The following is a 17,371-nucleotide window of genomic DNA, read 5'->3' as shown; positions in this document are numbered from 1 at the left end:
GTGGTGACAGAACAAGCCTCGCCGCGAAACGCGGCGGGCGATGTAGCCGTTTACACAGCCGGAGGAGTTTTCTCCGGCCGTTCCGCCCGAGGCCGCTGCGACTGCCGCCCGTCGGCGAGCAGCCGCAGCACCTGTATGTCCGTGACCGTGAGCCGCCGGGTGCCCGTCCGTACGACGTCCTGCTCCCGCAGCAGGCGCAGCGCCTTGGCGACGGCCTCCCTGGTGGCGCCGATCGCCGCCGCCAGGTCGTGCTGGGGCAGCGGCAGTTCGACCACGGTGCCGTCGCCGCCGGGGCGTCCTACCCGCTCGGTCAGCTCGACCAGTCGGGCCGCGAGGCGTTGCAGGACGGAGCCGGAGGCCAGCGAGCGGCGTTCGACGTCGGCGCTGCGCAGCCGGGCGCTGAGCTGACGCATGATCAGTGAGGTGGCGTGCGGGCGCGCGGCGAGGAAGCTGCGGAACCGCTCGCCGGAGACGGCCGTGGCCTCCACGCGGCCGAGCGCGGTGACGGTCGCGCTGCGCGGCCCCTGGTCGAACGCGGCCATGTCGCCGACCACTTCACCCGCCCCGCGCAGCGCGAGGATGAGCCGGGCTCCCCGGTCGGTGTCGACGGAGACCACGGACCAGCCCGAGCGCAGGGCGAGTACGAAGGTCGTCGTGTCCCGCTCCCTGAGCATCACCTCGCCCGGGGCGTAGGCCCGGTGCGTGCCGAGGGCGAGCAGGGCGGCACGGTCCTGAGGAGTGAGGGCGTCGAGAAAGGAACGGTTGCGCTCGATAAGACTCATACTCACCCCCGTGAGAATGTGCGCGTTCCGAACAGCCGTCACACTGGACACAGCCGTTCGCCCCGTGCGCCGGTTATGCGCCAACCAGCCGTGCTGGTAAAACTTTTGACTGCCGGTCAACGGGTGGTGACGAAACGTTAGGACCTCGTCACAGCGCCGTCAACTCGACCATGATGCTCCTCGGAACCTCCTGTTACGTGCGAAATGGCAGGATCGATTTCAGGACGACGGCGGACGTGGTACACACGTTCGTCCCCGTGCCTGGAAAACACCGTACGGGGAGGCACTGACAGCGCCTCCCCGCACCTGTGGAAAACCTGCTCCTCGGCAGGTCAGAGCCTTGGGTCCACCGGTTCCGACTCCAGGGCCAGGACCGCGAAGACCGCTTCGTGGATCCGCCACAGCGGTTCGCCGTCGGCCAGCCGGTCGAGCGCCTCCAGGCCGAGGGCGTACTCCCGGAGCGCCAGCGAGCGCTTGTGGCCGAGGTACCGGCCGCGCAGCCGCGCCAGATTCTCCGGCCGGGTGTACTCGGGACCGTAGATGATCCGCAGGTACTCACGGCCGCGGACCTTGATCCCCGGCTGCAGCAGCCGCCCCTTCGCGTCCTTCACCAGCGCCTGGAGCGGCTTGACGACCATGCCCTCGCCGCCCCGTTCCGTCATCTCCAGCCACCAGTCCACCCCGGCGCGCACCGAGTCCGCGTCGCCCGTGTCGACCAGCAGCCGCCGGGTGACCTGGAGCAGCCCGGCCGGGTCGTGCTCGACCAGCCGGTCCAGCCAGGCCAGCTGACGGTCGTGCGGAACACCGGCGAGGTTGCGGCCCCGCGCGGCGAGCAGCTGGAACGGCGCCAGACGCACACCGTCCAGACCCTCCGTCGTCCAGCAGTACCGCCGGTACGCCTCGGTGAACGCGGCGGCGTCGGCCGCCCGTTCGCGCTGCGCGGCCAGCAGACCGGCCGCCGGTACGCCCCGGGACACGGCGGCTTCGAGGGCGCGGGTGACCGCGGGGAACGCCGCGCCCGCCGCGGCGCCCACGGCCGCGTACTGGGTGCGCAGCAGGCCGGTCGCCTTCAGCGACCAGGGCATCAGTTCGGCGTCCAGCAGGAGCCAGTCCGTGTCCAGTTCCCGCCAGAGTCCCGCGGCGGTCACGGCGGTCCGCAGCCGTCCGAGGATCTCCTCGGTGACCGCGGGGTCGTCGAAGAACGGTCGTCCGGTACGGGTGTGCAGCGCGCCCGTGGCTCCGCGCACCCCGAACCGCGCCTCGGCCACCGCCTCGCTCGCACAGACCAGCGCCACCGCGCGGGAACCCATGTGCTTCTCCTCGCACACGACCCGCGCGACGCCGTCCGCCGCGTACTGCGCGAACGCCTCGGCCGGGTGTTCCAGGAAGCCCTCCTCGTGCGAGACGGCGGTCGGCGCCATGGTGGGCGGCAGATAGGCGAGCAGCCGCGGGTCGATCGCGAAGCGGCTCATGACCTCCAGGGCCGCCGCCGCGTTCTCCTCGCGCACCGCGAGGCGCGCCATGTGGCGTGTCTCCACGATCCGCCGGCCGTGCACGTCGGCGAGGTCCAGGGGGCGGCCCTCCCGGCCGCCGGGCGCCTCGGTGGTGAGCGGCTTGGCCGGCTCGTACCAGACCCGCTCGGCCGGTACGTCGACCAGTTCGCGCTCGGGCCAGCGCAGCGCGGTCATCCTGCCGCCGAAGACCGCTCCGGTGTCCAGGCAGAGGGTGTTGTTGAGCCACGAGGTGTTCGGTACGGGGGTGTGGCCGTAGACGACGGCCGCGCGGCCCCGGTAGTCCTCGGCCCACGGGTAGCGCACCGGCAGCCCGAACGCGTCGGTCTCGCCCGTGGTGTCGCCGTACAGGGCGTGCGAGCGGACCCGGCCCGAGGTGCGCCCGTGGTACTTCTCGGGCAGCCCGGCGTGGCAGACCACCAGCTTTCCGCCGTCCAGCACGTAGTGGCTGATGAGCCCGTCGATGAACTCCCCGACCTTCGCGCGGAAGGCGTCGTCCTCCCGGTCCAGTTGCTCGGCCGTCTCGGCGAGTCCGTGGGTGAGCTGGACCTTTCTGCCCTTGAGCAGGCGTCCGAGCTTGTTCTCGTGATTGCCGGCGACGCACAGGGCGCTGCCCGCCTCGACCATGCCCATCACCCGGCGCAGCACTCCGGGGCTGTCCGGGCCCCGGTCGACGAGGTCGCCGACGAAGACCGCCGTACGCCCGCGTGGGTGGACCCCGTCGACGTAACCGAGCCGGCCGAGCAGGGTCTCCAGCTCCGAGCGGCAGCCGTGGACGTCCCCGATGATGTCGAAGGGGCCGGTGAGGTGGCGGAGGTCGTTGTACCGGCGTTCGAGGACGATCTGGGCCGCCTCCACCTCCCGTTCGCCGCGCAGGACGTGCACCTTGCGGAAGCCCTCGCGCTCCAGGCCGCGCAGCGAGCGGCGCAGCTCGCCGCGGTGGCGCCTGATCACCCGGCGGGGCATCGAGGCCCGCTCGGGGCGGGCGGCGTTGCGCGTGGCGCACACCTCTTCGGGCAGGTCGAGAACGATCGCGACGGGCAGCACGTCGTGCTCGCGGGCGAGCCGTACCAGCTCCCTGCGGCTCTCCGTCTGCACGTTCGTGGCGTCGACGACGGTGAGCCGGCCGGCCGCGAGGCGCTTGCCGACGATGTAGTGGAGCACGTCGAAGGCGTCGCCGCTCGCGCTCTGGTCGTTCTCGTCGTCGGCGACCAGGCCACGGCAGAAGTCCGAGGAGACGACCTCGGTGGGCTTGAACCGGGTACGGGCGAAGGTGGACTTGCCGGATCCGCTCGCCCCGATCAGCACCACGAGGGAGAGGTCGGGCACGGGGAGGCGCCGGGCCGCGCGGGCCTCGGAACCGGTCACGCTCCCACCGCCGCTCATGTTCTCGTCCGCGCCCGCCCTCACGCGGTCGCCCGCGTTCCCGTACTCACCCGCGTTCTCGTTCCCAGCCGCGTTCGCGCGGTCGACCGCGTTCTCCTGGTCGCGGGTCATCGGCCCTTCCCCTCCCTCTCGTCCCTCTCGTCCTTCGCCTGCTCGACGAAGACCGCCATCTGCGTGGGCGGTCCCACCTCCGGGTCGTCGTCCCCGACCGCCGTGTACGTCACCCCGTAGCCATGGCGCCGCGCCACTTCCCCGGCCCAGGCGTGGAACTCCGCCCGCGTCCACTCGAAGCGGTGGTCGCTGTGGCGCACCTGCCCGGCGGGAAGGGTCTCCCAGCGCACGTTGTACTCGGCGTTGGGGGTGGTGACGACGACCGTGCGCGGCCGGGCCGCGCCGAACACCGCGTACTCCAGGGCGGGCAGCCGCGGCGGGTCGACATGCTCCACGACCTCGCTCAGCACGGCCGCGTCGTAGCCCGTGAGCCGCTTGTCGGTGTACGTGAGCGCGCCCTGGACCAGCGAGACGCGCTCGGCCTGGCGCTCCCCCATCCGGTCCAGCTTGAGCCGGCGCGCGGCCACCGTCAGCGCCCGTACGGAGACGTCCACGCCCACGATCCGGGTGAACCGCGCGTCCTTCAGCAGCGCCTGGACGAGCCGGCCCTGTCCGCAGCCGAGGTCGAGCACCGTGCTCGCGCCCGCGTCGCGCAGGGCGGCCAGGATCGCGGCGCACCGCAGCTCGGCGAGCGAGGGCGGCTTCCCCGTCTCGTCGACGGTGTCGGCGGGGGCCTCCGCCTCGACCGCGTTGTCGAGCGCCTCGACCTCGATGTCGTCGGCCTCGGCGAGCCTGACCAGTTCGAGCCGGTTCATGGCCTCCCGGGTCAGACCCCAGCGGCGGGAGAGGTAGCGGCTGGTGATCAGCTTCTGCTCCGGGTGGTCGGCCAGCCACCCCTCGCCCGCCCGCAGGAGCTTGTCCACCTCGTCGGGCGCGACCCAGTAGTGCTTGGCGTCGTCGAGCACGGGCAGCAGCACATAGAGCTGGCGCAGCGCGTCGGCGAGCCGCAGTTCGCCCTCCAGGACGAGCTGTACGTAACGGGAGTCGCCCCACTGCGGGAACCGCTCGTCCAGCGCCACGGGGTGTGCCTCCACCGAGGCCCAGCCCAGCGGTCCGAAGAGCTTGCCGACCAGTTCGGCGCCGCCCCGCGCGGGCACCGCGGGGATCTCGATCCGCAGCGGCAGCGGGCTCGCGGCGCGCTCGGGCCGCGCGGCGCAGACGCCGCGCAGCGCGCTCCTGAACACCGTGGACAGCGCGACCGCCAGCAGTGAGGAGGCCGCGTAGGGGCGGTCGTTGACGTACTGGGCGAGCGCCGTGTCGGGGGCGCCGCCCCGGCCCTTCCCCTTGCCGCGCCGGACCAGGGCCACCGGATCGACCTCCAGCAGCAGCGCCGCCGTGCAGCGCTCGGCGGACGCCTCGGGGTAGAGCACCTGGGCGGTGCCGTGGGACGTGGAGAACGACTGCGCCCGGTCGGGATGTTTGTGCAGCAGAAACCCGAGGTCGGTCGCGGGGCGCTCTGGGGTACCGGTGGTACTGATCGTCAGGAACACCTGGTCGAGTATGGCCCGCCCGGCCCCTCGTCACGACGGGTTTTCCCGACCGGCGCCCCGCCCGGCCGAAGCCCCCGTCCTACCGGCGCCCCGTCCTGCCGGCGCGCCGCCCGGACGCCGTCCCCACCCGGACGCCGTCAGCGGCCGACGAGAGCGGCGAGTCCGGTGATCTCGGCCGGGCCGACCCGGCAGCAGCCGCCCACCAGCCGCGCGCCCGCCGCCCGCCAGGAACGCACCCGGGACGGGTCGAACGTGGGCTCCCCGCGCCAGTCCCGCGCCACCGCGTCCCACTCCTCACCGCTGTTCGGGTAGACGACGACGGGCTTGCCCGTCACCTCCGCGGCGATCTCCACGGCACGGTCCGCGTCCCCGGGATCGCAGCAGTTGACGCCGACCGCGATCACCGAGGCGTTCCCCGCCGCCAGGGTGAAGGCGTCGGCCAGCGGTTCGCCCGCCCGGGTGCGCTCACCCGCGACGGAGTACGAGAGCCACACCGGCACCCCGCATCCGTCGACGGCGCGCAGCAGTGCCGCCGCCTCGTCGGAGTCCGGCACGGTCTCCAGCGCGAGCACATCGGGACCGGCCGCGGCGAGGGCCTCGATCCTCGGCCGGTGGAAGCGCTCCAGCTCCGCCACGGAGAGCCCGTACCGCCCGCGGTATTCGCTGCCGTCCGCGAGCATCGCGCCGTACGGGCCGACCGAGGCGGCCACCCACACCTCCCGCGGCCCCGTCCCGGCCGCGGCGCGCGCCAGCTCCACGCTGCGGGCCAGCAGCGCGCCCGCCTCGTCCCGGCCCACCCCGCGGCGGGCGAACCCCTCGTACGTCGCCTGGTAGCTCGCCGTGATGAGCACCTGGGCGCCCGCGCGCACATACGCCGTGTGGGCGGCCTCGATCTGTTCGGGGGCCTCGGCGAGGAGCCTCGCCGACCACAGCTCGCCGGACAGATCGCACCCCTGCGCCGTGAGCTGGTTGGAGAGACCTCCGTCGAGGACGACGGTCCCCTCGGCGAGGGCGGCGGCGAGTGCGCGGGCGGGCTTCACGGTGGCTCCCGTACTCCGGTTCCCGGACGGTTCAGCTCAGCTGCGACTGGATCTGCGAGGAGATCAGCTCCAGGTGGTCGAGATCGTCGAGATCCATCACCTGGAGGTAGATCCGCGAGGATCCGACGGCGGCGTACCGTCCGATCTTGTCGACCACCTCGGCGGGCGAGCCCGCCAGCCCGTTCGCCTTCAGCTCCTCCACCTCCCGGCCGATAGCGGCGGCCCGGCGGGCCACCTCCGCGTCGTCCTTGCCCACGCAGACGATCAGTGCGTTGGAGTACACGAGCTCGTCCGCCGCGCGCCCGGCCTGCTCGGCCGCGTCCCGCACCCGGCCGAACTGCCGCTCGGTGTCCTCGATCGAGGCGAACGGCATGTTGAACTCGTCGGCGTACTGCGCGGCGAGCCGCGGGGTGCGCGTCGCGCCGAGTCCGCCGATCAGCACCGGCACCTTGCGCTGCGCGGGCTTGGGCAGCGCGGGCGAGTCGGTGAGCTGGTAAAACGTGCCGTCGTACGAGAAGGTCTTGCCGGTCTCGGTGGCCCACAGCCCCGTGACGATGGCCAGCTGCTCCTCCAGCCGGGCGAACTTCTCCTTCGGGAACGGGATTCCGTACGCCTTGTGCTCCTCCTCGAACCAGCCCGCGCCCAGGCCCAGTTCGACCCGGCCGCCGGACATCTGGTCGACCTGGGCGACCTGGATGGCCAGCACGCCCGGGAGGCGGAACGTCCCGGCGGTCATCAGGGTGCCCAGCCGGATCCGCTTGGTCTCCCGGGCCAGCCCCGCCAAGGTGATCCAGGCGTCCGTCGGCCCGGGGAGACCGTCCACGGAACCCATCCGCAGAAAATGATCGGACCGGAAGAACGCGTCAAAGCCGAGATCTTCGGTGGCCTTGGCCACGGTCAGCAGTGTGTCGTAGCTCGCCCCTTGCTGGGGCTCGGTGAAGATGCGCAGATCCATGGCTCCATCCTGCACCTTCGCGCGGGTGCCGCTCCGACCCGCCCTGTCGAACCGCCCGGTCAGAGGGGTCCCACCGGTGAGTCGGCCGCCTCCTCCCTGCCGCGCCCTCTGCCGCGCTCCCGCCGGTGATCGCCGCCGTGATCCGCGCCACGCTCCCCGACCCGGTCCGGCAGATGGTCCCCGACCCGTTCGGGAAGGCGGTCCCCGGCGGCCCGGCCCCGGTCACGGCCGCCGACCGGCATCCCGTCCCACCCCCGCTCGCGCCGCCATTCGCTCGGCCACACCCGCTCCTCCTCCCGGTCCCGCTCCCGCTCCCTTTCCCGTTCCCTCTCACGCTCCTGCGTGAGGAGGCGCCGCAGCATCCCACCCACCCGGTCGTTCGACTCGTCCGCCGCGTCGATCGCCTCTATGCACTGCCAGTACAGCCCCTCCTCGTCCGTCGCACACGCCACCGCGACCAGCGCGATGCCCACGTCGCCCAATAACGCGCCGAGTCCGGTCAGCGTCTCCCGCACGTCCCGCACCCCGGACAGCTGCAGCGCCCGTATCGCTCCGGCGCCGAGCCCCGGTATGTCCGGCGGAACACCGCCGCCCCCGCCCGCCCCGTACAGATCCGGGAGATCGCGCAGATCCCGCGCCTCCCCGCGCAGCTCCTTCGGCCCTCTCAACGCCAGCTGATGCCCGATCGCCTGAGCGAGGGCCTGTGCCTGCCATGCCTCCGCGACGACGTCCATTTCCTCCGCGCTCGCCGCCAGGGCATGCCGGCTCACAGCGATGAGCCGTTCCGCATCCATCCGCACTCCCCACTCCCACGAGAATCCTGCCCAAGAACTCCACTACCCAGAGTGAGCGCATCGGCGCAGAAAAGCTAGAGCATTGCGGAAATCTGTGGACAGCAGGCTCGTTGTGCATAACTCGGCCACTCCGGAGAGTGACAATCGCGCTCAATCGTCGTGATCGGCGGGCCTCTTGGGCGGGAAGCGGAGCTCATTCCGCTCCACCTTCGCGGCGAGCGCCGCGAGCGGGTCGACATCGAGCACCGCGCAGAACTGGAGGAGATACGCGAGCACATCCGCGACCTCGTCGCGCACCCGGTGGGCCGACTCCGGGTCCGCCATCACCCGGGCCGACTCCTCGGGGGTCAGCCACTGGAAGATCTCCAGCAGCTCCGACGCCTCGACGCTCAGCGCCGCCGCCAGGTTCTTGGGGGTGTGGTACGGCTCCCACTCCCGCGCCGCCGCGAACGCGGCCAGTCTCCGCTGCAGTTGCGCCACATCAAGTTCGGTCACGGGTCCAGGTCTACCACCGTCACACCGGCCGCCCCGCGCGCGTACGAGGCGTCCGTGACGGCCCCCACCAGTCCGAGCCGGCCCTCCGCGCAGACCGACGCGGCCAGGGAGAGCAGTTCGCCGGTCTGCCGCCGGTCCAGGGCCCGGTCGAACCCGTCCGCGAGGACGGTGAGGGAGCGCAGCGCCGGGTCCCTCCCGGCCGGCCGGTCCGCCGCCAGCACGCCGGGGCCCGCCAGCAGGACGAGCGCGAGCGCCAGATAGCGCAGTTCGCCCTCGCCGAGCCGGTCGACGGGGGTGGCGGGACGGGCCCCCGAGGCGTCCCTGGCCAGCAGCGCCCGCACCGTGCCGTCCGCAAACCGCTCCACGGCCAGCTCCGTCACCGGGCCCGCGCACCCCGCCCGCGCCGCCGCGGCGAGCCGTCCGGCGCACCGGTCCCGCCGGTGCTCCAGGGTCCGGTCGAGCACCGCCGCGAGATTGCCGCACCCCCGCCGCAGCCGCCCCTGCCCGCGGGGCACCGGCAGGCGCATGAACTGCGGCTGCGGGTCGCAGGCGAAGACCGACCGCAGCGCGAGCACGGTCTGCTCGGCGGCGGCGAGGACCCGTAACTGCCCCTCCGTACGCCCCGCGACGCGCAGCGGCAGCAGCGCCGTGCCCAGCCGGTCGTCGGGGAGCGGGGCGCGGGTCACCGGCACCGCGCCCGCCGTGTGCCAGGCCGCCTGCACCGAGGGGCGGCCCGGGTCCCGCAGCGCCGTGGTCAGCAGGGTCTGTCCGCCGCCGGTCAGCCGCTCGCCGACGATCCGGAGTTCGGGTTCGGCCTGGACGGCGAGGTCGAGCTGGACGGGGCCGGCCGGGCCGTCGACCGTACAGCCGATCCGGAAGCCGCGCCGCCCCTGGGCGTCGGCCGCGGCCCGCTCGGGGACGCAGGCCACAGGGTCGGGGAAGACCTCGCCGAGCGTGGCGCCCGCGCCGAGCCGGCCCAGCGACTCGTACGCCGCCAGTGCCGTCGACTTGCCGCTGCCGCTCGCGCCCGTGAAGAGCGTCACGGGACCGATCGGGAAGGCGGCCCCGCGGTGCGAGGTGAAGGCGGAGAGCCGCAGCTCGGTGACGGCGGGCCAGGGCCGGGCGGCGGGGCGCCGGCGCGGAGGGCGGAAGGCTTCCATGGCCGGACCGTATGCGGCGGCCCGGGTGGCGAACCGTTCCTCCCGCGGGACCTTCCTACGATCGGGGGATGGTGTCCGCCGCGATCCCCTCGACCTCCGTGCCGATCGGGGCGAGCAGGAAGACGTTCTTGTCGACCCGGTGCATCCCGCTGCCCAGCCCGAAGACCACCCCGCTGCTGAAGTCCAGGATGCGCTTGGCCACATCGGTCTCGGCGCCGGTCAGGTCCAGCAGCACCGGGATCCGCGCGATCAGGTGGTCGGCGACCTCCCGCGCGTCCGCGAACACCTGGACCCGCAGCACGATGAAGCGCCGGTTCTCCTCGACGGGTTCCCTGGGGACGGTCCTGTGGTCCACCCGCGAGGGCCACTCGTTGCGGCCCCGCAGCGGAACGACCTGGGCCAGGCCCTCCCACTGCTCGTCGGTGGCGTCATACCCGTCGTAACGGCCGTACCTGCTCACCGGACCACCCGGCCCGCACGCTCTGTCTGCATCAGGTCATCCTCCCGCGCCTCACCCGTTCGGCCCATCAGCGACACGGTTGTGTGCGGCTCTTGTCCGGCTGCGTGACGGTCTCGCATGTGTGAGGGTCCCGCATGTGTGACGGTCTCCGGCTGTGTGACGGCCGGCTCTTCCGGACGTGACCGGAGGAGCCGGACGGACGCGCCGGTTCTCCGCCGGACGTGACCGGAGGGACGGGGCCCCGTGCCCCTCCGGGACCCCATCCTCACATCACGCGCGCCCACGTCTCAACAGGGGCCGCCGTGCTCCCGCTTCACCTCCAGTCCGGCGGGCGCCTCGATGTACGCCGTGCCGTCCGCGTCGACGGTGATGTCGAGCCGACCGCCGGCCACGTCGAACCCCTCGGCCTTCAGCGGCCGGTACGCCTCCGTGAAGGTGGGCGCGACGGTCAGCGTGCCGCCCGGCACATCGGCGGAGAGCCCCAGCGCGGACTGGAGGACCAGCACGGACGAGGCCGCCGCCCACGCCTGCGGCCGGCAGGACGCCGGATACGGCGAGGGCACCGGGTCGGTCGCGGTGCCGTGCCCCGCGAACAGTTCGGGCAGCCGCGCGTCGAAGCCCGCGGACGCGGTGAGCAGCCCGGCCGCGAGCGGCGCCGCCGCGTCCGGGAAACCGGCCCTGACCAGCCCGTGGACCGCGATCGCCGTGTCGTGCGGCCAGATGGACCCGATGTGGTAGCCGAACGGGTTGTACCCCACGGAGTCGCTGCTCAGCGTGCGCAGCCCGTGCCCGGAGTCCAGGTCGGGCGCGCTGATGCGAGCCGCGAGCAGCGCGCTCTCCTCGTGGTCGAGCAGCCCGGTACCGAGCAGGTGGCCGAAGCCGGAGGTGACGGAGTCCACCGGCCTGCCGTCCCGGTCCAGCGCGACGGCCGGGTACGCGCCGCGCTCGTCCTCCACCCAGAAGCGGTCGCGGAACCGGTCGCTCAGCCGCTCGGCCCACTCCTCCCAGCGGTCGGCGCCGGGCCGGCCGAAGGCGCGCAGCAGGGCGGCGCCCCCGCGGGCCGCCTCGTACGCGTACGCCTGCACCTCGCAGAGCGCGATCGGCGAGGTGGCGAGGCGTCCGTCGCGGTGCCGGATGGCGTCGCCGGAGTCCTTCCAGCCCTGGTTGGCCAGGCCGCGGCCGGTGCCGTCGATGTACTTCAGGAAGCCGTCGCCGTCGGCCGCGCTCTGGTCGTGCATCCAGCCGAGGGCCGCCTCCGCGTGCGGCAGCAGTTCCTCGACCTCCTCGGGGGCGAGCCCCCAGCGCCAGGAGTCGTGCAGCAGCGTGATCCACAGCGGGGTGGCGTCGACGGTGCCGTAGTAGCTGGGCGGCAGGGCGAAGCTGTCGTGGAACGACTGGGCGGCGCGGCGCACTTCGTGCAGGATCTTGCCGGGCTGCTCCTCGGTCTCCGGGTCGTTCCGCAGGCCCTGGCGGCGGGCGAGCGTACGGAGGGTGCCCGCCGCGAGTCCGGTGCCCAGGGGCAGCAGCATCCGGGCCGCCCACAGCGAGTCGCGGCCGAAGAGCGTGAGGAACCAGGGGGCTCCGGCGGCCAGGAACTGGTCGGCGGGGCGGCCGGGTGCCGTGAGCGCCCCGGCCCCGCCCGGCGCCACCGGGTCGCTGAGCCGCAGCCGGTCGAGGTCGGCGGCGGACTGGCCGAGCCACTGGTCGAAGCGGCGGTCGGCGCTGCGCAGCACCGGCGTGCGCCACGGCACGCTCTGGGCCGGCGGCGCCGGGAACTGGTCGCCGTCCTCGTGGGCCGCGACGCAGCGCAGTACGGCGGTCCACTCGGTGCCGGGCGCCAGTTCGACGTCGTACGTCAGCCGTCCGGACGCGGCGTCGACGGCGGCGGGCTCCGGGGCGCTGGTCAGCCGTACGGAGAAGGACTCCTTGGCCCAGTCGAGCCCGGCGCCCGTGGCGGTGGCGGCGACGGCGGGCCGTGCGTCGCCCTGCTTGACGCGCTCCATCAGGGCGAGGTCGGTGGCGGCGGTGACGATCAGCGTGACCCGGACGTGTTTGCGCCCCGCGTTGCCGAGTTCGAGGGTCTCCTCCAGGCATCCGGGGGTGACCCGGCGGCGGCGCCACAGGGTGACGGCGGGGTCCGGGGTCGACTCGCCCAGGCCGCGCAGCACCCCGCGGAAGGACGCCCGGTCGGCTCCTTCGAGGGCGCCCCGCACCGGCGCGATCCCGACGCCGTCGGCCTCGACGGTCAGCCGGGCGAGGGCTCTGCTGTCGCCGTGGTAGAAGCCGTCGGCACCGCCGTCGAACTGCCCGTCCGCGTGGGATATCGCGAAGCTCGGCGCGTACAGCGTGACGCTGGCGTCATGCAGGAACGGCTGCAGTGCCTCGGCCGCCGGGACGGCCTCTGCGACGGAGTTCATAGTGTCGTGGGTCTTGACAGTGGTGGACAACAGAGCAGAACCTCTCAGTCATTGGAGCGTTCCAAGAACCCTAACGACGACTTCAGCTCGTTGACAATGGCATTTGAACGCTCCAATAAACTCGTAAAATCATCAGAAGATCCATCCGCCAGGTTCACCCGTCGACGCGTGAGAACGGTTCCGGAGACAGTCATGCCCCGCTCCACCAGGCCCCCTTCGTCCAAGCCGGGTCCCGTGACCCTGGCCATGGTGGCGCGGCGGGCCGGTGTCTCCCCGCAGACCGTCTCGAACGCCCTCAACGCCCCGGGGCTGCTCAGACCCGAGACCTTGGAACGGGTCCGCGCCACCGTGGACGCCATGGGGTACCGCCCGCACCGGGCCGCGCAGACGCTGCGCACCCGCTCCAGCAAGCTCATCGGGTACGGCATCCGCCCCACCGCCCCCGGCGCCACCGCCCCCGTCATGGACCGCTTCCTGCACGCCCTCTCGCAGGCCGCGGACGAGGCCGGTTACCGGATCCTGCTCTTCGCCTCGCCGCCCGGCAGCCCGGGGCTCGACGGCCACGAGGAACTCCTCGACCTGCACAGCGTGGACGGCTTCGTGCTCAGCGGCACCGACCGCGGCGACCCCCGCCAGGCGTGGCTGGCCGGGCGCGGCGTGCCGTTCGTGGGGTTCGGCCGGATGTGGTCGGGCCGGCAGATCGGTGACTGGGCGGACGTCGACGGCGCCTCGGGCACCGACGCAGCCGTCGACCATCTGGTGGCCCAGGGCCACCGGAAGATCGGGTTCCTGGGCTGGCCGCGCGGCTCCGGCGTCGGCGACGACCGCGCCGAAGGGTGGCGGCGCGCCATGCGCCGGAACCGGCTGCCGGTACGCGGCCGGCGCGCCCAGAGCCTGGACGACCTGGCCGCCGCGCGCGCCGCCGTGGGCCCCCTGCTCGACACGGGCGTGACCGCCGTGGTCGCCGCCAGCGACATGCTCGCGCTCGGCTGCTACCAGGCGCTGCGCGACCGCGACGCCGTGCCCGGCCGGGACGTCGCCGTCATCGGCTTCGACGACTCGCCGGCCGCCGCGCTCCTCTCCCCCGGGCTCTCCACGGTCGCCCAGCCGCTGAAGGCCGTCGGGCACGAGTGCGTCCGGCTGCTGCTGGCCCGGATGGCGGCCCCGGACGCGCCGCCCGAGCGCGTCCTGCTCGAACCGTCCCTCGTCATCCGGGACAGCACGCCCCCGCCGGGCGGCTGAGCCCCCGGCCCCTGAACCCCCGGGGCGGGCCCGCCCCGTCACCGCCCCGGGTCCTTCTCCCCGTACGCCCCGGCCATCCGCCCCCACCGGGCGGCCGGGGCCCGTACCCGAACCCGAGCCGCATTCTCATCTTTTCTGGAGGAATACATGGTCACCCGTACGGCCGTCGCCGCCCTCGCCACCTGCGCGGCGCTGCTGGCCGCCACCGGCTGCTCGTCCAGTTTCGACAAGGCCGACAACGACGCAACGGCCCAGGACACCACCGCCAAGCAGAACCTGACCGTTCTGATCGCCACGTCCGGGGACGCCGAGACCCAGGCCGTCAAGAAGGCCGCCGCGGCGTACGCGAAGAAGTCCGGCAACACGGTCGACGTCCAGGTCGCCAAGGACATGAACCAGCAGCTGGCCCAGTCGTTCGCCGGGCACAAGCCGCCGGACGTCTTCTACGTCAACTCGGACCAGTTCGCGAACTACGCCAAGGGCGGTTCGCTGTACGCGTACGGGGACCAGATATCCGACGCGGACGACTTCTCGGAGCAGCTCCGCACGTCCTTCTCGTACGACGGGAAGCTGGTCTGCCTGCCCAAGGACACCTCCACGCTCGCGCTCACCATCAACACCGAGCTGTGGAAGAAGGCCGGGCTGACGGAGAAGGACTACCCGAAGAGCTGGGCGGAGCTGAAGACCGTCGCGGACAAGCTCACCGGCGACGGCGTCACCGGCCTGGTCACCAGCGACGAGTTCCAGCGCCTCGGCGTCTTCATGCGGCAGTCGGGCGGCTGGATCACCGACCCGGGCCAGACGAAGATGACGGCCGACTCCGAGGAGAACGCCGAGGCGCTCTCCTACGTGCAGTCGCTGCTCAAGTCCGGCTCGATGAAGTTCGCCAAGCAGGTGGACACGAGCTGGGGCGGCGAGGCGCTCGGCAAGGGCAAGGCCGCCATGACCATCGAGGGCAACTGGCTCGACGGCGGGATGAAGCTCGACTACCCGGACGTGAAGTACGCCGTCGCCCCGCTGCCCGAGGGCCCGGCCGGGCAGGGCACGCTCGCGTTCAGCAACTGCTGGGGCGTCGCCGCCGAGAGCACGCACCGCGCGGCCGGCGTCGACCTGGTGAAGTACCTCACCTCCGCCGACCAGCAGCTCGCCTTCGCCGACGCGTTCGGCGTCATGCCCACGCGCACCAGCGCGCTGAAGACGTACGCCGCGCAGGAGCCGCACGCCAAGGCGTGGGTGGACGGCAGCGCCTACGCGCAGGGTCCGGTGACCATCGCCGGGTTCGACAAGGTCCTCAGCCAGTTCAACACCGACCTCCAGTCGCTGCGCACCGCCGACCCGAAGAAGATTCTCGCCGACCTCCAGCGCAACGGCGAACAGGCGATCGCGACCCCCCCCCCCCCCCCCCCCACGCGGGGCCCCCGCCCCCCCCCCCGGCGCGCGCGGGGCGCGCCCCCCGCCCCGCCGCCGCGCGGGCCCACCGCCCCCCCCCGGGCGGGGCGGGTTCGACCGCGACGGGCCGCGCCCGGCGGGGGGCCCTTCGCGGGGAGGGCGCCTGGGGCTGGCTGTTCGTCAGCCCCATGCTGCTCGGCCTCGGCTGCTTCCTGGTCCTGCCGATCCTGATGGCGCTCTGGGTCAGCCTGCTGAACTGGGACGGGCAGTCCAACCCGTTCTCCGGCCAGGCCGACTTCGTCGGTCTCGACAACTACCGGGCACTGCTCACCCAGGACGGCCTGGACCGCACGCTCTTCGCGACCGCCCTGCGCAACAACGCCTATTACGTGGTACTGACGGTGCCGCTCCAGACCGGTCTGGCGCTGGGAATGGCTCTGCTCGTCAACCAGAAGCTGCTGCGCGGGCGCGGTGCGCTGCGCACCGCGTTCTTCTTCCCGTCGGTCACCAGCGCCATCGCCGTCTCCACCATCTTCCTCTTCCTCTTCCAGGGCAGCGGGGCCGTCAACTCCGTGCTGTCGTGGATCGGGGTCAAGGGGCCGAACTGGTTCTCCGATCCACGTGGTGTGCTCTCCCTGCTCCTCGGCGCCCTGGGCGTCGTCGACCCGGAGCGGCCCACCGGGATGCTGGCCGAGCACACCACCATGGGGCTCTCGTGGTTCGAGTGGCTGTCGGGCCCCTCGGTCGCGATGTGCACGATCATCCTGCTCTCGGTGTGGACCACGTCCGGCACCTTCATGCTGATCTTCCTCGCGGCGCTCCAGGACATCCCGCGGGAGCTGGAGGAGGCCGCGGCGCTCGAAGGCGTCAACCGCCGCCAGCTCCTGCGGTACGTGACGCTCCCCGCGCTGCGTCCCGTGCTCTTCCTGGTCCTCACCCTGGGGCTGATCTCCACCTGGCAGGTCTTCGACCAGGTGTACGTGATGGGCCAGGGCGCCCCGGGCAACACGACGCTGACGCCCGCGTTCCTCTCGTACTCCGCGGGCTTCGACAACGCGGACTTCGGCCAGGGCTCGGCGATCGCGTTCATCCTGCTCGCCCTGATCCTCTTCTTCACCGCCTTCCAGCGCTGGGTGCTGCGCGAGCGCGGCACGGGGAGCAAAGGGAACCGACGTACCAGGAGGAACCGATGACCGCCTCGGGTACGCGGGTACGCGACCGGGTCCGCCCCGTACTGCCCCGGTTCCCGCTGCCGCTGCGCACCGCGGGATACGTGCTGGTGGTGGGCATGGGGCTGCTCTATCTGCTGCCGTTCGCGCTCCAGCTGGTGACCGGGTTCAAGACCGACGCGGATGCCGCGGCCAATCCGCTGTCGCTGCTGCCCACGACGCCGACGACCGCCGCCTATCAGCGGCTGTTCGGGCTGGGGCAGGGGGAGGACGGGGTGCCGTTCCTGCGCTGGCTCTCCAACTCCGCGCTGGTGGCGGTGCTGGTGACGGCGGGGCGGGTGTTCTTCGACTCGATGGCCGGGTACGCGCTGGCGCGGCTGCGCTTCCGGGGCCGCTCGCTGCTGTTCGGCTTCGTCGTCGCGCTGATCGCGGTGCCCGGGGTGACGCTGCTCATCCCGAAGTTCCTGGTGCTCAACACCTTCGGCATCTTCGACACGTACACCGGCATGATCCTGCCGCTGCTGGTGGACGCGGCGGGCATCTTCATCATGAAGCAGTTCTTCGAGTCGGTGCCGCGTGAGGTGGAGGAGGCGGCGCGGGTCGACGGGGCGGGGGTGTTCCGGATCTTCTGGTCCGTCGTCCTGCCGATGGCACGGCCGGCGCTGATCACCCTGACGATCCTGTCGTTCCAGGGGTCGTGGAACGAGTTCACCCACTTCCTCGTCTCCACGCAGTCCGCGCAGTACGAGACGCTCACCACGGGTCTGGCGCGCTTCACCTCCGGCGGGCTCGGCGGCGGCACCCAGTACCCGCTGAAGCTGGCGGCGGCGCTGCTCTCCACCCTGCCGGTGGCCGCGCTGTTCTTCTGCTTCCAGCGGTACTTCGTCAACGGCGCCAACTCGGGGGCCGTCAAGGAGTAGCGCGGCGTCCCGGGGACAGCGGGGCGGGGGACGTACGGCGGCGGGGCGGG

13 protein-coding genes and 1 pseudogene are annotated in these 17,371 nt (G+C 72.8%); 4 read left to right on the top strand and 10 right to left on the bottom strand.

The window, feature by feature from the left end; genetic code table 11:
- Positions 1–50: 50 nt before the first annotated feature.
- From ACFTZC_RS20950 to ACFTZC_RS20905, 10 genes and pseudogenes are all read right to left on the bottom strand, one after another.
- On the bottom strand, positions 51–782 hold the full coding sequence (locus ACFTZC_RS20950; protein ID WP_382891867.1) for a Crp/Fnr family transcriptional regulator: 732 nt from the start codon (positions 780–782) through the stop codon (positions 51–53).
- A gap of 332 nt (positions 783–1,114) precedes the next feature.
- Positions 1,115–3,679 carry a polynucleotide kinase-phosphatase gene (locus ACFTZC_RS20945; protein ID WP_382891865.1) on the bottom strand — a complete coding sequence of 855 codons (2,565 nt, stop codon included), beginning with the start codon at positions 3,677–3,679 and terminating at the stop codon, positions 1,115–1,117.
- 107 nt (positions 3,680–3,786) lie between these two features.
- Positions 3,787–5,280, bottom strand: a complete 1,494-nt coding sequence (locus ACFTZC_RS20940) for a 3' terminal RNA ribose 2'-O-methyltransferase Hen1 (protein WP_382891817.1) — start codon at positions 5,278–5,280, stop codon at positions 3,787–3,789.
- A gap of 137 nt (positions 5,281–5,417) precedes the next feature.
- Positions 5,418–6,320 carry a homocysteine S-methyltransferase gene (gene mmuM / locus ACFTZC_RS20935; RefSeq protein WP_382891815.1) on the bottom strand — a complete coding sequence of 301 codons (903 nt, stop codon included), beginning with the start codon at positions 6,318–6,320 and terminating at the stop codon, positions 5,418–5,420.
- Positions 6,321–6,351: 31 nt separating this feature from the next.
- A complete protein-coding gene (locus tag ACFTZC_RS20930; protein WP_382891813.1) occupies positions 6,352–7,275 on the bottom strand; it encodes an LLM class F420-dependent oxidoreductase in 924 nt (307 codons plus the stop codon).
- Positions 7,276–7,571: 296 nt separating this feature from the next.
- Positions 7,572–8,069: pseudogene (locus ACFTZC_RS20925) on the bottom strand (DUF6099 family protein); the annotation flags it as partial.
- A gap of 150 nt (positions 8,070–8,219) precedes the next feature.
- Entirely contained in the window at positions 8,220–8,564 is a 345-nt protein-coding gene (locus tag ACFTZC_RS20920; RefSeq protein WP_382891811.1) for a nucleotide pyrophosphohydrolase, read from the bottom strand.
- Entirely contained in the window at positions 8,561–9,724 is a 1,164-nt protein-coding gene (locus ACFTZC_RS20915; RefSeq protein WP_382891809.1) for an ATP-binding protein, read from the bottom strand. Before ACFTZC_RS20915 ends, ACFTZC_RS20920 begins: the two co-directional genes overlap by 4 nt.
- A gap of 55 nt (positions 9,725–9,779) precedes the next feature.
- Positions 9,780–10,184, bottom strand: a complete 405-nt coding sequence (locus tag ACFTZC_RS20910) for a cell division protein SepF (protein WP_382891808.1) — start codon at positions 10,182–10,184, stop codon at positions 9,780–9,782.
- A 287-nt stretch (positions 10,185–10,471) separates the two neighbouring features.
- The gene (locus ACFTZC_RS20905) at positions 10,472–12,601 is read right to left on the bottom strand and encodes a glycogen debranching N-terminal domain-containing protein (protein WP_382891806.1); all 2,130 of its coding nucleotides are present in this window, start codon (positions 12,599–12,601) and stop codon (positions 10,472–10,474) included.
- A 192-nt stretch (positions 12,602–12,793) separates the two neighbouring features.
- Between ACFTZC_RS20905 and ACFTZC_RS20900 the strand changes: the two genes are divergently transcribed.
- The 4 genes from ACFTZC_RS20900 to ACFTZC_RS20885 all read left to right on the top strand — a co-directional run bounded on the left by ACFTZC_RS20900 (position 12,794) and on the right by ACFTZC_RS20885 (position 17,321).
- Positions 12,794–13,843: a LacI family DNA-binding transcriptional regulator gene (locus tag ACFTZC_RS20900; protein ID WP_382891805.1), complete on the top strand. Its 1,050-nt coding sequence runs from the start codon at positions 12,794–12,796 to the stop codon at positions 13,841–13,843.
- Positions 13,844–13,990: 147 nt separating this feature from the next.
- Positions 13,991–15,463, top strand: coding sequence for an extracellular solute-binding protein (locus tag ACFTZC_RS20895; RefSeq protein ID WP_382891803.1), 1,473 nt, complete (start codon positions 13,991–13,993; stop codon positions 15,461–15,463).
- A complete protein-coding gene (locus tag ACFTZC_RS20890; RefSeq protein WP_382891801.1) occupies positions 15,421–16,425 on the top strand; it encodes a carbohydrate ABC transporter permease in 1,005 nt (334 codons plus the stop codon). The genes ACFTZC_RS20895 and ACFTZC_RS20890 overlap by 43 nt, the downstream gene beginning before the upstream one ends.
- Positions 16,422–17,321, top strand: a complete 900-nt coding sequence (locus ACFTZC_RS20885; RefSeq protein WP_382891799.1) for a carbohydrate ABC transporter permease — start codon at positions 16,422–16,424, stop codon at positions 17,319–17,321. Before ACFTZC_RS20890 ends, ACFTZC_RS20885 begins: the two co-directional genes overlap by 4 nt.
- Positions 17,322–17,371 lie beyond the last annotated feature (50 nt).

The organism is Streptomyces sp. NPDC056987 (genome assembly GCF_042673865.1).
Taxonomy (GTDB): domain Bacteria; phylum Actinomycetota; class Actinomycetes; order Streptomycetales; family Streptomycetaceae; genus Streptomyces.
Note: the sequence above shows the minus strand (reverse complement) of the source record. Positions and strands in the feature narration are given on the sequence as shown.

What these genes read in the sequence shown, in the direction of transcription:
- ACFTZC_RS20950 (WP_382891867.1), bottom strand. Translation starts at nt 782, where the DNA reads ATGAGTCTTATCGAGCGCAACCGTTCCTTTCTCGACGCCCTCACTCCT.
- ACFTZC_RS20945 (WP_382891865.1), bottom strand. Translation starts at nt 3,679, where the DNA reads ATGAGCGGCGGTGGGAGCGTGACCGGTTCCGAGGCCCGCGCGGCCCGG.
- ACFTZC_RS20930 (WP_382891813.1), bottom strand. Translation starts at nt 7,275, where the DNA reads ATGGATCTGCGCATCTTCACCGAGCCCCAGCAAGGGGCGAGCTACGAC.
- ACFTZC_RS20915 (WP_382891809.1), bottom strand. Translation starts at nt 9,724, where the DNA reads ATGGAAGCCTTCCGCCCTCCGCGCCGGCGCCCCGCCGCCCGGCCCTGG.
- ACFTZC_RS20905 (WP_382891806.1), bottom strand. Translation starts at nt 12,601, where the DNA reads ATGAACTCCGTCGCAGAGGCCGTCCCGGCGGCCGAGGCACTGCAGCCG.
- ACFTZC_RS20900 (WP_382891805.1), top strand. Translation starts at nt 12,794, where the DNA reads ATGCCCCGCTCCACCAGGCCCCCTTCGTCCAAGCCGGGTCCCGTGACC.
- ACFTZC_RS20895 (WP_382891803.1), top strand. Translation starts at nt 13,991, where the DNA reads ATGGTCACCCGTACGGCCGTCGCCGCCCTCGCCACCTGCGCGGCGCTG.
- ACFTZC_RS20890 (WP_382891801.1), top strand. Translation starts at nt 15,421, where the DNA reads ATGCTGCTCGGCCTCGGCTGCTTCCTGGTCCTGCCGATCCTGATGGCG.
- ACFTZC_RS20885 (WP_382891799.1), top strand. Translation starts at nt 16,422, where the DNA reads ATGACCGCCTCGGGTACGCGGGTACGCGACCGGGTCCGCCCCGTACTG.